Below are 15,796 nucleotides of genomic sequence, written 5' to 3'. Positions count from 1 at the left end.
CGCTCTGACCTAACTCAATATTAATGTGATTTATGTGGCGTCATAAATACTTAGCCATAGCATTGTAAAGCAATTTTTTTAACTTGAGTAAAGTTCATCCTGATTATTCTTCATGTTCATTGTTTATAAGGCATACAATCATTATACTGCCCGCATCTTGCAACAAGTCTAAGCTTCGCTTTAGGGAAGTTGGTGAAAATCCAACACTGCCCCCGCAACGGTAAAATGAAAAACATTTCTCTTTAAATTTCTCACTCAATTCTGAGAATTTACGCCACTGCATTGAAAAATGTGGGAAGGTGGAAATGTAAGTATTTAGGGTTCAATTGCTGAAAACTAATACCACATTTAAGTCCGGATACCTGCTTGTTGTGTTCTTTAACTCAATCATTCACGTGGGGTGAATGTATGGAGCGAAAACATGTCTTCTCTTTTTAAACCGACAACACTTGTGGGTGCTATCGCGATTGCGATGGGAATTTCTACTTCTTCCTTTGCAGAACAAACAGTTGCTGAAACTAAGCTCAACACATTGGTTGTTACAGCTACTCGTTCTGAACAAGCGATTGAAAAAGTTCCTGCACGTATTTCTATTATTGATCAAAAAATCATTGAACAGTCTCCAATTGCTCAACTTGCAGATTTACTTCGCTCTGAAGCTGCATTAAATGTGGTGCAACTGGGCGGATTTGGACAACAAACCTCTATTTTTATGCGCGGAACGGATTCAGACCATACTTTAGTACTTAGAGACGGCGTAAGACTCAACAATGATGCGAGTGGTTTGGCTTCTCTCAGTTTTTTAGACACGACTGATCTCAAGCAAATTGAAGTGTTAAAAGGTCCTGCCTCTGTTCTATATGGAACGAATGCCATTGGCGGTGTTGTTCAAGTGATCACCAAGACGCCTGAAAAATCAGGTGCTTTTTTAACGGGTGAAATCGGTGAAAATAGCACCTATAAAGCACTGATTGGCGCTGACCTTGTTGATAATGATGCTTATCTGCAAATCCGTGGGCAACGTTTAGAAAGTGATGGCACACCTATTACTGATCTTAAAACCGCGACAGAATCTGCTTATGATCAAAAAGGATTTTCAGCAAAATTCGGCATTGAAAAAGAAAATTATGGTCTAAGCCTTGATCACAATGAAAACCAAGGCAACTCGATATATGAAGCCTTTAGTTGGGTCACTTCAGACTACGAAATGAAATCTCATGACTTCAAAAATACGGTGACCAATCTTAAAGCTTACGCGCAGTTGAATAACAGCTTACGCGCTGATGCGCGCATATCACGTTTCAAAGACAAACTAGAACAGCTAAAGAGCTTTGAAAATACCACCTATACTGCTGATGAATATGAACTAATGTTGAAGCAACAACTGAATGCTCAACAACATTTAACCGTAGGTGCCACCCACAAGACTCTAGAAACTGATACCCAAAAAACAATGGGTTCATTTCATCAAGATTTAGATACCACAGGATATTATCTACAACATCAATATGAGTCTGACCGTGTAAATACTCAGCTCGGGATTCGTGTTGAAGATAATGAAAAATTTGGTTCACACACAGTCGGTCAAATGGGTTTACGTTATCAGTTCCAACCCAACTTTAGTGTTTACGCCAATGTAGGCACAGCCTTCAAAGCCCCCACTGTAAATGACTTATACTATGGCTCATCTGCTAATCCAAATTTAAAGCCTGAAGAAAGTCAGTCCTATGAAATCGGCTTTGATCACCAACTGAATGATCAATTCAAATATGGTGCGTCACTTTATCATACCGATATCGACCACTTGATTGATTATGCCGACACTGCACCTTGGGGATTGGATAATATTTCTAAAGCGCGCATGCAAGGGGCTGAAGCTTTGGCAAAATGGCAAATAGATGATTACTTCTTACAAGCTGGCTACCACTATATTAAAGCGACCAACGAGATCAAGGACACTGACTTACTTCGTCGCCCTCGCCAAACATTGACATTTACAATAGGCTTACAAAATGAAAGCTATGGCTTAAGTACATCATTAATTGCTAAATCGAAAGCGAAAGACTGGTCAACCAGTGAAACCACTTCAGGCTATGCCACGGTAGATCTACACGGTTATTGGAACATCAACCCGAATATTAAGCTGTTTAGTAACATCCAAAACGTAGGCGATGTGAAATACAAGGCTGCGTACGATGGTAGCTTTGACGGAGTTTATTACGTCAATGGTGGTCGACTTGCTTCAACAGGCGTGACATTTAAATACTAGTTTTAACATTTACAAGCTAATGTGAATCACATTAGCTTTTTAAATTGAACGAATGATAAGGACAAATCATGGGACACCGTTTAAGTAAAATTTATACCCGTACAGGCGACTCAGGCACAACAGGTCTAGGCGATGGTTCACGTGTGCCTAAAGATGATCTTCGTATCCATGCACTCGGTGATGTGGACGAGCTGAATTCTTGCATCGGGATTTTACGTTCACAAATTGCTGTGAGTTCTATTGAAGATAAAGCCAAATGGGACAAATCACTCAGCCTGATTCAACACTGGTTATTTGATTTAGGCGGTGAAGTTTGTATTCCTAACTACAACATGGTCTTGCCTATTTCAGTTGAATTTCTCGAAAATGAAATTGATCAAATGAACGAAGCTTTACCGATGCTTAAAGACTTTATATTACCTGCGGGTTCTTTAGCATGTAGCTATGCGCATCAAGCACGTTCAGTCTGTCGCCGTGCAGAACGTAGCTTAATGACTGTTCATGCTCGAGATCAAAATATTCAAGCCACATCACTTCAACTTTTAAACCGTTTATCGGATTGGTTATTTGTTGCCTCGCGGACTTTACAACGTGCTGAAGGTGGTTCTGAAGTGCTCTGGCAGAAGAATATTAACGATACGATTTAATCTTTAATAAAATTTATTCATATATGATCGACTTTGTCGTTATGACAATCGTTATTGATTAAAAATATGATTTAAAACCCTCATATTTCCTTCATAAATCAGCGCTATGATCACCCTGTCAAATCAGGGTGTTGTATGCAAATTATTGGTCATCGTGGTGCGCGTGGGGAAGCACCTGAAAATACCCTCGGTGGATTTCAATATATTCAAAAATTAGGGATTCGCGCCGTTGAGTTTGATGTTCGTCAACTCAAAGACGATGCTTTGATTATCATGCATGATGATGATTTTGTACGCACTTCAGGTCAGCAAAAACATGTATATGAATGTAGCCGTGAAGATCTCCATGCGTACAACCATGCTGTGACGTGGTCAGATTGGAACAATATCGAAGCCACGCCTCTGCTGGATCAGACCCTGACTCTGATTCAAAACTTTGAACATATCGAAGTTGAAGTGAAAGCCGTTAAATCTCAAGCAGATGCTGAGAAAATCACACTGAGCCTAGAACAGCAACTCAAAGGCTTTGAACACTCTGCGGTGATTACCAGCTTTGACCCCAAAATCCATCAAGCTTTAAAAAATCAGCGCTCTCAATTTAAACGTGGTTTGCTCATTGAAACTGACATTCAATATCAAGCCATTGATCAAGCACTTCAACTTGAATGTTGCCAAATCGGTTGGATGAATCAACTTGCAACAGATGAGATCATTCATGCAACACGATCTGCAAATCTAAATGTCAGTGTCTGGACCGTTAATCAACTTGATCGAGCAAAACATTTACGTGATTTAGGGATTCAAGGATTGATCACGGACTACCCCAAAATGATGATGAAATATCTGTAATATATTGAAATTTTTAATTTAATATTAAATTTTACAACTTTATTTGATGTGCTTCATCAGCAACTATTTTCAAAGAACCCTTAACTCACTTTTTACACTGTCTCACGACAAAATCAGTTCCATCTTAAGGAATTTAGCCAATGTTTTATTATGTTACTGTTTAGTACAATACAACTGTACAATAATGCTAGTGAACATTTGTTTGCTCGTGCTAATATCATGAAGTCTTAATCCCTAGTTTTTACATGGATTAAGGTTTCATTTATACCTTCTAAGGTTCTAGGAGTGCTGTTGGAGATGAATGCTCCCCTACCCAAAGCCCCAATTAACTGGATCGCAGTTTTTGCATTGGTGTTTTTACCGATTGTCGCAATCATTGCTATTCCTTTGTATGCGTACCATCACGATTTTAGCGCCGGTGCGTGGATTAGTTTAATTGTACTTCTTGGTTTTAGTAGCCTCGGTATTACTGCTGGCTATCACCGTTTATGGGCACATCGTGCTTATGAAGCAACATTACCTTTAAAAATCATCTTAATGATTATGGGTACATTTGCGGTTCAAAACAGTATTTTGTTCTGGGCTTCTGGTCACCGTACGCATCATCGTCATGTTGATGATGTCGAAAAAGATCCATATTCAATTAATAATGGATTTTGGTACGCGCACATTGGGTGGATGCTTCGCAATTATCCTGCGGCTGAATCAAATTATAAGAATGCTCCCGACCTTCTCGCTGACAAGGTTGTGATGTTCCAAGACAAATACTACATTCCTTTAGTCATTGTAGTGCATGCTGTCATCTTGACCTCTGTGGGTTGGTTAGTGGGTGATATGTGGGGTGTAATGTTATTGGGCGGTTTACTTCGTCTAATCTTGAGCCACCATGTGACATTCTTTATTAACTCGCTCTGTCATATGTGGGGCAAACGTCCTTATACAGATGAAAATACAGCGCGTGACAACTTCGTTCTTGCGATTGCTACATGGGGCGAGGGTTATCACAACTATCACCATATTTTTCAGTACGATTACCGTAATGGGGTGAAATGGTGGCAGTACGATCCTACGAAATGGCTGATTTGGACATGTTCTAAACTTGGTCTTGCAAAGAATTTACGTCGTATTCCAAGCTTCAATATTAAAAAAGCCGAATTGGCCATGAAGTTTAAATATGCAGAACAAGATTTGGCTGTATACGGCTTAAACATGAATGATGACATTAGCACTGTTAAAGCTCGTTTTGCTCAAGAATATGATGCTTTCTCTCAAACCTTAAATGATTGGGCGAAGTTAAAAGAGCAAGAAATTCAAGCGAAGAAAGCTTCCGTTGCTGAAAAGATTCACCAAATGGACAATAAACTTAAAGTAGATTTCCAATTGGTTGAACAACGTCTTTCACATCATCGCCAAACATTAAAATTATTAATGCGCAACTTGAAGAAATCTTCAGTTTCTCATTAATTGAAGATGATTCAATATCTGAAAAATAAAGCTCTTCGGAGCTTTTTTTTATTTTTGCCTCACTTTACTCTTCATCTATAACAATAAGGTAAAACCATGCTCATCGACAATATTCCTTTCTGTACGACTCAATGGTCTGATCTAGAAGAAGTAAAACATTTGGGCGAACAAGGTTATGCCCTTTGGAAAACACAGCAATTTAATAATATTAGAGTCAGGATTGTTGAATATTCGGCAGGTTATTTGGCCGATCATTGGTGCAGAAAAGGTCATATTTTATTTTGCTTAGAAGGTGAACTACTCACTGAACTCAAAGATGGTGGTTCATTTAACTTACTTCCAGGGATGAGTTATCAAGTGTCTGATCATGCTGAGCCTCATCGATCATCTACGATAAATGGTGCAAAACTATTCATTGTTGATTAGTTTACATGAATCACTGAAAAGCAAAATTGAATTTGCTATAGTGAAATCAGCCTCCCTATGATTGTTTACGTTTATGCAATTCAATTCACGTTACCCAACGCTGTCAAATAGACTTTATCATCAGCAACAGCCCATTCCATTGAAAGGTGCTAAAGCAGGTCATTTCAATGCAGATTTGGCTGATCAATTGCAATGGTCTACTGAAGATAAGCAACAATGGGTTAAAATTTGTAGCGGGCAAAAAACCTTTGCTGAATTCACCCCATTGGCGATGGTCTATGCGGGTCATCAATTTGGACAATGGGCGGGGCAACTCGGTGATGGTCGTGGACTCCTCATCGCGCAAATTTTAGATCAAAATAACCAAACCATTGATCTTCATTTAAAAGGTGCAGGATCAACTCCCTACTCTCGTATGGGCGATGGTCGTGCGGTGTTACGCTCTGTGATTCGTGAATACTTAGCGGGTCATGCGCTCAATGCACTGGGTGTCGCTTCGAGTAATGCCGTTGGATTTACCTCATCAGATCAAGGGGTACAACGTGAAAAATTAGAGCGTGGCGCGATGATGTTGCGTACCTCAGATTGCCACATTCGCTTAGGACATTTTGAGTGGATTAATCAATATCAATCCGATTTATTACCAGATTTCACGCAAAAGTGTATCGAATGGCATTATCCAGAATGTTTAGACAGTGAATCCCCTCTCCTGAGTTTTGCAACAAAAGTCATTCAAAATACAGCTGTCATGATTGCCAAATGGCAACTGGTCGGGTTTGCACATGGGGTAATGAATACCGATAATTTAAATATCACAGGTTCTACTTTAGACTTTGGTCCTTACGGTTTTATGGAACGCTTCCGCCCGAATTGGATTAACAACCATTCGGATCACCATGGTCGTTATACCTACCAACAACAACCGAGTATTGGACATTGGAACTTATGGCAATGGCTGAATAACTTAGTGCCTTTATGTCCTCAAAGTATGTCAAAAGAAGAATGGAAAGAGCAATTGGCTCAATGTTTAGAACATTATGAACCGACATTCTTAGAACATTATAAAATGGGCTTAAGTCAAAAAATGGGACTACCTAGCTTCCATAAAGACAGTTTTGATTGTGCCATGGCATTCCTGAGAATCCTACAGACTGAGCAACTGGATTACACCCAGAGCTTTATTCGCTTACAACAAAAAGACTATGAAGCCATTCAAGATGATTGTTTGGATCGACGTCAATTTGAAGCATTTTTGACTCAATATGAAATGATTCGAGATGGTCAAAATATTGAAGAACTTGATGCAATCATGCAGACCGTAAATCCACGCTACATTTTGCGTAATCATATGATGCAAAAAGCCATTGAGCTGGCTGAAGGCAATGACTTCTCAGAAGTAGAGCGCTTATTTAACTTGCTGAAGCAACCTTTCACTCATCAGCCAGAACTTGAAAAAGCTGACGATCTAGCACCCCTTCCAGCGGATGTGCCCGATGTGATGGTGAGTTGCTCTTCATAAGCAAAATACACATTTTAATCAGCATATGATTTTTATTCTGTGGATATCGTACACTTTATCCACAGATCAGTTTTTGATTAAAGACCTTAAATTGAGTATAAATGGTGTTGGGATTAACGAATCTTTCTGAACACTGTTTTAAATTAGAATAATTTTAAATCAGAACAACTGAATACTTATAAATACCACTTAGAATTATAAAACTCATGACTTTAACCAAATCCGTTATTTTGATCGGGGCGCTGATTGCCATTTTCATTGGTGGTTATGTTGCTTATGCAAAATATAATCAATATCTGCCAAGTACCGATGTCATTCATGCTAAACCTTTAGATCAGAACAGCATTGATCAAATCCGTTCGAATACACCCATCAATGAAGTTCATGTTTACAAGGCGCGTCGTATTTTAGAATTGAAGCATAATGATCAAGTGATTAAGACCTATCATATGCGTTTAGGCTTTGCACCAATAGGACATAAAGTTCAAGAAGGTGATGGCAAAACCCCTGAGGGACGCTATTTGATTGATTGGCGAAATCCGCAAAGTGCGTTTTATAAGTCTCTGCATATCTCTTATCCCAATGAAAAGGATAGAGCCAAGGCAGCAGCTTTAGGTGTTTCACCTGGTGGTGACATCATGATTCATGGTTCTGCAACCACCTCACAAGTGAATAAACTGCCCTCTCTTATGGATTATTTTCCACGTAATGATTGGACTTGGGGTTGTGTTGCCGTTAAAAATACTGATATGGATGAAATCTGGTTATTGGTCGATAACGGCACACCGATTCAGATATTTCCTTAGATTGAGAATTTTATGACGCTTGATTTACATCACATTGCCTCGACATATGCCAATCAACTAACGGCATCTGAATGTTCTCAACCGTTCATGCCTGAATGCGATGTCTATAAAGTGATGAATAAAATTTATCTCATGACATTTACATTGAATGAGATTGCAGTCATTAACCTCAAAGTTGATCCAACGCATGGAGAAATGCTTCGCGACATTTATCCTTTTATCCGTACTGGATACCATATGAATAAAAGACATTGGATTTCAATCTATGAGGATCAAACCATAGAGCGTGATCTGATCAAGGAATTGATTCAAATTTCATATGATTTGGTGGTTTCAGGATTAAACAAAGCGGATCGACAACGAATTGAGATTCTAAAAAGTAGTTAAACTGATCGTGCTTAAAATCTGCCTAAAGGACATGGATTGCCTCTACTTAAGCAAATAAGATCGCAATGTCTATTTCGTTTTTTTTAGACCTAAACCATATAAAGGCCATTTTTTTTCTGAGTTGAAATTATTCACAACATAGGCGATCAGCACCAGAGCAATCGAACCTAAAAGCACAGGGAAAATGAGAAAACTCCAGTCATAGGTCATTTGCTTTGCTGTGAGTAAAATGACGAGCGGATTTGCGCCCGCAGGTGGATGAACGCACTTTAACATCTGCATCAAAGCAATAGCACAGCCTACCGACAAAGCTATGGACAGATGAGAGATCGTAAAGAAATACACAAAAATTAAGCCAACTAAAGCTGAAATAAAATGTCCAAAAATGATATTTCTAGGTTGAGCTAAAGGTGATTGTGATACTGCATAGAGTAATACACAAGTCGCGCCGAAAGGTGCCATGATGTATAAGTGACCTGTCCAATGTCCTAAACTTAACAGCATAAAAATGCTCAGGCTGCCACCGAGCAGACTTCTCAACACTTCACTCGCTGTAGGAAAAGCGGCTAATTTTTCTTTACCTTCTAAAATTGAAAACATGAAAAGACCTTTTGACGCTATTGTTTTTCAATCATCATAACGATAAAATCAAAAATAGTACAGATCTGTACTATTCAGGAGTTGTTTAATGTCTAAATCAGCTATAAAGATTTTAAATACCGCAGAAAAACTATTTAATGAACAGAGCTTCGGGGCTGTGGGCGTCGATCTAATTCGAGATGAATCAGGCTGTTCTAAGACCACCTTGTATACCTACTATAAAAATAAAAATCATTTAGTCGAATCTGTACTGAAAGCTCGAGATGAAAAATTCAAGCAAAGCTTATTTGACTATATTGGAATGGCAGAAGGTATTGATGCACTGAATAAAATATTTGAGTGGCATATTGAATGGTTTAGACAGGATGATTTCAAAGGTTGTCTATTTGTGCGAGCTGTTGCTGAATCCAATTCGACTGAAAAAAAACTGATTCAAATTGCTCAACAGCATAAACAATGGATTAAAGATCTTATTGCACAGCATTGTAAAATAGCAGATAGAGAAGACATGTCCAATTTTATGTATACAATCATTGAAGGATTAATGAGCCGATTTCTTGTAGATGGATTTGACTTTAGCATCGCAGAAAATATAAAAAATAAATTAAATACTTTATTAAATCGTTAAGTAAAATATCATTATTATTCTATCTCGGTTCCTGATGGATAGATTTTGATAATGCAGTTGGTCATATTAAAATCTTTAAAGCTAACTTCAACCTATTGTAGTTTTAGAATGTTTAAGTACTTACTAAATTTTTGAATTAATATATGAAAATAAGAGGTAGCGTCGGTCTAAAGTCATAAGCACATCCTTGTTTTGCATTATCAAAGATAATTTCCATAAGATGTTCCTCTCCATCAACAACCTTAAGTCTACTAATTTCTTGGTGCTCAAATAGGGTAAAGTTTTTCTCTAAATTTGGTACTGTCACCTGAATAGCTGTAACTTCAGATACCTTTTTCATATGCCTTAAAGGCTCTCTATTTGTGTAGGAATTACTGTCTGGTCTTGAACCAAAAGCAATAAAAAACCACATAGGTTCAGACAGCATCGTATTTTTAGCAATTTCTATGAATAAATCAGAAGGTAAGTACGCAGGCTTATAATGCCAACTCGTAAATTTGGGCGAGCTCTCCATGGGAATTTCTGGTCTAAAACAAATTCCAAAAGGTGAAACATCCTTATTCTTAGGTCTTAGTCTTTCATAAAGCCTCGTCGGTGCTGTGATTTTATTTTTGACTTCTTCTAAGTTTTCTACCCAAAGTAATTCTATGAAAAAGTTTCTAAAAAAGAATCTACGATTTCTCGTCCCTTGACCCAAATGTCTATTTGAAGAACCCTCTCTTAAACCAAATTTCTTCAGAATTTCAGCTTCAGGTGCACCATATTCCGTGCATATAAATATATGGTCTATTTCCATTTTAGATCACCCAATATCCATCTTATCATTATAAAACAAATACTTATTATAATTATGCATTAATATAACTAAACTAACTGATTGATTGAGCTTGGTATACAGCATGAACAGTTGAACGACACAATCACTCAAAACAAAAAGCGGATCATCTTCGACCCGCTTTCAATTCAGTTCAATCAATCCTCTGGATACTCAAAGCGATACCCTACACCATAGACCGCCTGAACCCACTCATGACGGTTTCCTGTTTCAGCAGCATCTGAAATCTTACGGCGTAAATTTTTAATGTGACTATCAATCACGCGATCCGCAACTTCAAAACTGTCAGGATTAATATGATCCAGTAATTGAGCACGTGAATACACTTGACCGACATGCTCTAAAAACAGCTCTAAAAGACGAAACTCTGTTGGTGTCAAATTTAACGACTTTTGTTGATACCAAACACGTTGTTGACCTTTGTCCATGCGGAATAAATTATTATCTTCAGGTTCAGCCTTACGATCTAAACGGCGTAAAACAGCTTGAACACGTGCGACCAACTCTTTAGGACTAAAAGGTTTACACAAATAGTCATCTGCACCCATGTTCAAACCAAGTATACGATCAATTTCCTCAGTACGGGCTGTCACCATAATAATCGGTAAATCTGACTGTTCTCGAACTTTACGGCAAATCGTGAGACCATCCATACGAGGAACCATTAGATCCAAAATCATCAAACTTGGTTTACGTTGCTGGAAACTCTCATAAGCTTCTTGACCATCATGAAACATGCTGACTTCAAAGCCAGCCGCTTCTAGATAATCTCGCACCAATTGTGCAAGTTCAACTTCATCTTCAACCAGCATTACATGCTTCATATCTTTTCCCTTTATGCTTTGGTTTGTTTTGGAAAGGTCAATTTGCATCGCAAACCACCCAATGGCGAATGATCAAAACTTAATTTACCGCTTAAGCCTTGCGCAATTTTACCCGATAAAGCCAGTCCAAGCCCTGTACCACCTGTACTTCTCGTACGTGAATCATCCACTCGATAGAATCTTTCACCTAAATGATTCAATTGCTCGTCAGTCATCCCTAAAGGACTATCGTCTACAATCACTGACCATGAATTTTCATCTTCTAGCGTATGAATCTGAACCTCGCCACCCGCTTCAGTATAACGAATACTATTGCTCAGCAAATTAACTATAATTTGTTTAAAACGATCTACATCTAATTGTAAATCTGTACCTTGACCCTGTATTGAAATATTCAAATTGGCTTGTTCAAACTTCGGTTTAAAGTTTTCAACTTCTTGTAAGATGACTGACCAAGGATCAACTTCAGTAAAATAGAATTTGAGCTGTTGTGCTTCTGCCTGAGCCAAATCTGCCAAATCCTGTGTGAGTTTTTTCAAGCTTGATACTTGAGCGAGCATTGAAGCAAAATGTTCAGGTGTGGGCTTGCGAATCCCATCTTGCATCGCTTCAATTTGCGCTTGCAACACAGCCAAGGGCGTTTTCAACTCATGCGATGTATCTGCAACCCATTGACGACGTGAATTTTCATGCCGTTCAAGAATAACGGCTAGTTGATTGATTTCATTTGATAAATCACCTAATTCATCATTGCGATTCACTTTCATCTGATGCTGATAATTGCCTTTGGTCAGTTCACGCGTCGCATCCAAAAGTCGTCGAATTGGCTTTCTAAAATAAGTCGCTAATAATAATGCAGCAACCAAGCTGGTGATTAAGGTCAGGATATAAATCAGAAATAAATAGCGTTTCTGATTACTAAAGAAATTAATGCTGAGTGCATCATCTTGATCCAAAACAGGTCTTAATCCTAAATAGCCCACAGTAGTACCATCCACCATAATTGGACGATAGGACACTGGGTTTTCTGAAGGCTCACCCAATATAAATTGTTGTTTAGCATCATATAAAGACAAACGTGAACTTAACCCCAAATGATCTGCCATCGAAATAAAAAGCTTCTTGCCGTGCTGTTGTTCTGAAGTGCGTATACTTGAATTCACTGTGTTGTTATTTTTATTTTGCTCTGACGATCTAAACTGATTTTGATTCGAACTCAGTGGGAACTTTAAGCCTTCAAAAGGTTGATACTGCGAAGGTAAATTGTCTTCTAAAACCTTAAGGTCATCTGAGTTCATGCTTTGTGGACGTTGTGAATCGAGTTCACGCATCAATGTATGTTCTTTAAAATAGCGCTGTTGCAATGCAATATCATATTGACGGCGTAACCACCAACGTGACAGTCGGTCATAATCATCGGCAGCAGCCTCACCTTCAATTTGCAAAATTTGCGCTTGAACTGCATTCCCCCAATCTTGATATACGCCATAAACGCCAGCCAAATTATCAATCAGGTAGTCGAGTTTTTGCATCTCAACATCTGCCACGTATTTGGTAAAGTTTTTCTGCATGGTCCAATGCAATACACCTAGACTCACGGTAGTAATTAACAACGTCGTTAATAATACGGTCAGGAATAAGCGCAGTGCGATTGGAACTCGGCGTATATTCAAATTGGATCTCTCATTTTTCTTCGCATTTCAGTATTGTATAGAACAGTCACTCAAAAAACTCTTCATTGTTTCTTCATCATTATTACTTATTCTTTATCCAATGAATCAACACTTGCACCCAAGGGGATAATCATAATGAAAGCAATGAACAAAGTTGTACTCGTTTCAGCGAGCCTATTGAGCATGGGCATATTAACCGCATGCCAAACAACAACTGCGACAGCACCTCAAGACACTAAACAATTTAAAAAACATCATGAAAATCGCATGTCACCTGAAATGCGTGAGAAGCATCAAGCGCGTATGGCTGAACGCAAAGCATTCTTTGAACAAGCACAGAAAGCTTGCGAAGGCAAAAATGCAGGTCAAACTGTACAAGTCAAAGTGGGTGAAAAAACGATAGATGGTACCTGTGTCATCCAATTCAAAGTAGATCGTAAAGACGCTAAACAAGCACGTGGTGACTTCCGCGGTATGCGTGATGAACATCGTCCAATGCGTGGTGATGTTAAAGGTCCTATGGCTAAAGGCGAATTTAAGCGTGGTGAACCGCTTACTGATGCTAAACGTGCGGAACTTACTCAACAATATGCACACCGTTTAGCAAAGCGCCAAGCACAGCAACAAGCCATTGCACAAGCTTGTGTTGGTCAAACGCATGGTAAAGCCGTTCAAGTTAAAATGGGTGAAAAGACAATGAATGGTCAGTGCCATGTACGCTTCCAACCTAAAATGCCTCAGAAGGCTCAAGCGATAAAAACTGCATAATTTGAATAAGTTATAAAAAGACACTGCGGTGTCTTTTTTTATGGACATATTTTTTTACGTATCTGACAATTTGTTTCACTTTATATGATATAAAAAGCTATATACTCAAAGCACTTAGCATTTTTTTTGATTTTTTCTTTGACTTTACAGTCACGTAGAAACAATCTTTAAATCTTGTACAGCGCCATAAGATATTGCACGATGTAGTAGAACAAAAGGTGTCGGTGATGACACTACTTTTTTATTAAGATTATAAATCTGGTTTAACCAGTATTGAGGAACAAGCTATGCCACAATACAAAGCGCCATTACGTGATATGCAATTCGTTTTGCATGAATTATTAAATGCTGAACAGCACTATGCAGCCCTTCCTGCATTTCAAGAAAACGTAAGCCGCGAGTTGGTTGATCAATACTTAGAAGCTGCTGCCGATTTTTGTGAAAACGAATTATCTCCATTGAACCAAGTCGGCGACCGTGAAGGTTGTACTTGGAAAGATGGCGTAGTCACGACTCCAACTGGTTTTAAAGATGCATATAAAAAATATGTAGAGCTTGGCTTCCCTTCACTTGCTGCCGAAGAACAATATGGTGGTCAAGGTTTACCAAATTCTTTAGGTATCATCATTTCTGAAATGATCGGTTCTTCAAACTGGGCTTGGGGTATGTACCCTGGTCTTTCGCACGGTGCAGTACGTACGATCGAACATCACGGTACAGATGAGCAAAAACAAACTTATTTAACCAAGCTTGTTTCAGGTGAGTGGACAGGTACCATGTGTTTGACAGAATCTCATGCAGGTTCTGACCTTGGGATTATCCGCACTAAAGCTGAACCGAATGCTGATGGTAGCTTCGCAATTTCTGGTGAGAAAATTTTCATCTCTGCGGGTGAGCACGATATGGCGGATAACATTATCCACATCGTTCTTGCGCGTCTTCCAGGCGCTCCAAAAGGTACCAAAGGTATTTCACTGTTTATCGTACCAAAATTCAACCTGACTGCTGACGGTGAAGTTGGCGAGCGTAACGCGGTTCGTTGTGGTTCAATCGAACACAAAATGGGGATTCACGGTAATGCGACCTGTGTGATTAACTTTGATCGTGCTACAGGTTACCTGATTGGACCTGAAAACCGTGGTCTAAATGCCATGTTTACCTTTATGAATACCGCACGTATTGGTACTGCTGTTCAAGGTCTTTCTGCTTCTGAATCATCTTTCCAAGGTGCTTTGGCTTATGCAAAAGACCGTTTAGCAATGCGTTCACTTTCTGGCCCTAAAGCACCAGAAAAAGAGGCTGATCCAATTATCGTCCACCCTGCTGTTCGTAATATGCTTTTAACGCAAAAAGCATTTGCTGAAGGCGGTCGTGCCCTAGTTTATGATCTAGCGCATTATGCAGACATCGTTGAACAAGCTGCGACTGAAGAAGAGCGTAAATTCGCTGACAACATCTTGTCATTGCTTACACCAATCGCAAAAGCATTCTTAACCGAAGCAGGTTCTGAAGCTGCGAAACACGGCGTACAAGTCTTTGGTGGACACGGCTTTATTTCAGAACATGGTATGGAGCAAATTGTACGTGATACACGTATTGCTTGCTTATACGAAGGGACAACTGAAATTCAAGCACTGGATTTGTTAGGTCGTAAAGTCCTACAAACTCAAGGTGCGATGCTCAAAGATTTCACTAAAATCATTCACAAATTCAATGAAGCAAACAAAGACAATGCAGCAATGAAAGAATTCGTTGAACCATTGGCCGCATTGAACAAAGAATGGGGCGACTTAACGATGCAAATCGGTATGCGCGCAATGCAAAACCCTGATGAAGTTGGCGCTGCTGCGGTAGACTATCTATACTTCTCGGGTTATGTAACGCTCGCTTACCAATGGGCGCGTATGGCGCTTGTGGCGCAGCAGAAACTTGCTGAAGGCACAACTGAAGTCGATTTCTACAATGCAAAAGTGAAAACTGCACAATTTTACTTCAAGAAAATTTTACCACGCGTTCGTTCACATGTAGATGTGATCAGCGGTGGCTTAGAGCCGTTGATGAGCTTAGATGCAGAACATTTTGCATTCTAAAATCATATGTC

At 39.1% G+C, this 15,796-nt stretch carries 15 protein-coding genes and 1 riboswitch; of the genes, 11 read left to right on the top strand and 4 right to left on the bottom strand.

Annotated features, from left to right (window positions below):
* Positions 1–147 precede the first annotated feature (147 nt).
* Positions 148–384, top strand: a riboswitch (cobalamin riboswitch).
* A 37-nt stretch (positions 385–421) separates the two neighbouring features.
* From AC5YD2_RS00160 to AC5YD2_RS00125, 8 genes are all read left to right on the top strand, one after another.
* A complete protein-coding gene (locus AC5YD2_RS00160; protein WP_496124370.1) occupies positions 422–2,269 on the top strand; it encodes a TonB-dependent receptor plug domain-containing protein in 1,848 nt (615 codons plus the stop codon).
* 68 nt (positions 2,270–2,337) lie between these two features.
* Positions 2,338–2,916: a cob(I)yrinic acid a,c-diamide adenosyltransferase gene (locus AC5YD2_RS00155; RefSeq protein WP_496124369.1), complete on the top strand. Its 579-nt coding sequence runs from the start codon at positions 2,338–2,340 to the stop codon at positions 2,914–2,916.
* 135 nt (positions 2,917–3,051) lie between these two features.
* Positions 3,052–3,765 carry a glycerophosphodiester phosphodiesterase gene (locus AC5YD2_RS00150; protein ID WP_496124368.1) on the top strand — a complete coding sequence of 238 codons (714 nt, stop codon included), beginning with the start codon at positions 3,052–3,054 and terminating at the stop codon, positions 3,763–3,765.
* 297 nt (positions 3,766–4,062) lie between these two features.
* A complete protein-coding gene (locus tag AC5YD2_RS00145; RefSeq protein WP_496124367.1) occupies positions 4,063–5,229 on the top strand; it encodes an acyl-CoA desaturase in 1,167 nt (388 codons plus the stop codon).
* A gap of 96 nt (positions 5,230–5,325) precedes the next feature.
* A complete protein-coding gene (locus tag AC5YD2_RS00140; RefSeq protein ID WP_496124366.1) occupies positions 5,326–5,655 on the top strand; it encodes a DHCW motif cupin fold protein in 330 nt (109 codons plus the stop codon).
* A 73-nt stretch (positions 5,656–5,728) separates the two neighbouring features.
* Positions 5,729–7,174, top strand: a complete 1,446-nt coding sequence (locus tag AC5YD2_RS00135; protein WP_496124365.1) for a protein adenylyltransferase SelO — start codon at positions 5,729–5,731, stop codon at positions 7,172–7,174.
* 206 nt (positions 7,175–7,380) lie between these two features.
* Entirely contained in the window at positions 7,381–7,980 is a 600-nt protein-coding gene (locus AC5YD2_RS00130) for a L,D-transpeptidase family protein (RefSeq protein WP_496124364.1), read from the top strand.
* Between the two features lie 12 nt (positions 7,981–7,992).
* Positions 7,993–8,367 (top strand): MmcQ/YjbR family DNA-binding protein, encoded by a 375-nt coding sequence (locus AC5YD2_RS00125; RefSeq protein WP_496124363.1) that lies wholly within the window; start codon positions 7,993–7,995, stop codon positions 8,365–8,367.
* Between the two features lie 69 nt (positions 8,368–8,436).
* Here AC5YD2_RS00125 and AC5YD2_RS00120 read toward each other — a convergent pair whose 3' ends face one another.
* Positions 8,437–8,967, bottom strand: coding sequence for an HPP family protein (locus AC5YD2_RS00120; RefSeq protein ID WP_496124362.1), 531 nt, complete (start codon positions 8,965–8,967; stop codon positions 8,437–8,439).
* Between the two features lie 88 nt (positions 8,968–9,055).
* Here AC5YD2_RS00120 and AC5YD2_RS00115 point away from each other — a divergent pair, with 88 nt between their 5' ends.
* Positions 9,056–9,595: a TetR/AcrR family transcriptional regulator gene (locus tag AC5YD2_RS00115; RefSeq protein ID WP_496124361.1), complete on the top strand. Its 540-nt coding sequence runs from the start codon at positions 9,056–9,058 to the stop codon at positions 9,593–9,595.
* A gap of 136 nt (positions 9,596–9,731) precedes the next feature.
* Here the strand turns inward: AC5YD2_RS00115 and AC5YD2_RS00110 are convergent, their stop codons facing one another.
* From AC5YD2_RS00110 to baeS, 3 genes are all read right to left on the bottom strand, one after another.
* Complete coding sequence (locus AC5YD2_RS00110; protein ID WP_496124360.1) at positions 9,732–10,391, bottom strand: VOC family protein; 660 nt, start codon at positions 10,389–10,391, stop codon at positions 9,732–9,734.
* Positions 10,392–10,567: 176 nt separating this feature from the next.
* Positions 10,568–11,254, bottom strand: coding sequence for a response regulator (locus AC5YD2_RS00105; RefSeq protein WP_496124359.1), 687 nt, complete (start codon positions 11,252–11,254; stop codon positions 10,568–10,570).
* 11 nt (positions 11,255–11,265) lie between these two features.
* Complete coding sequence (baeS, locus tag AC5YD2_RS00100; protein ID WP_496124358.1) at positions 11,266–12,927, bottom strand: sensor histidine kinase efflux regulator BaeS; 1,662 nt, start codon at positions 12,925–12,927, stop codon at positions 11,266–11,268.
* 135 nt (positions 12,928–13,062) lie between these two features.
* On the opposite strand from baeS, the gene AC5YD2_RS00095 reads away from it, so the two are divergent.
* Together AC5YD2_RS00095 and AC5YD2_RS00090 are read left to right on the top strand one after the other, a co-directional pair.
* Complete coding sequence (locus AC5YD2_RS00095; RefSeq protein ID WP_496124357.1) at positions 13,063–13,695, top strand: hypothetical protein; 633 nt, start codon at positions 13,063–13,065, stop codon at positions 13,693–13,695.
* A 287-nt stretch (positions 13,696–13,982) separates the two neighbouring features.
* A complete protein-coding gene (locus AC5YD2_RS00090; RefSeq protein WP_496124356.1) occupies positions 13,983–15,785 on the top strand; it encodes an acyl-CoA dehydrogenase C-terminal domain-containing protein in 1,803 nt (600 codons plus the stop codon).
* The last annotated feature ends 11 nt before the right edge of the window (positions 15,786–15,796 follow it).

It is taken from the genome of Acinetobacter sp. CY73, from assembly GCF_059515865.1.
Note: the sequence above shows the minus strand (reverse complement) of the source record. Positions and strands in the feature narration are given on the sequence as shown.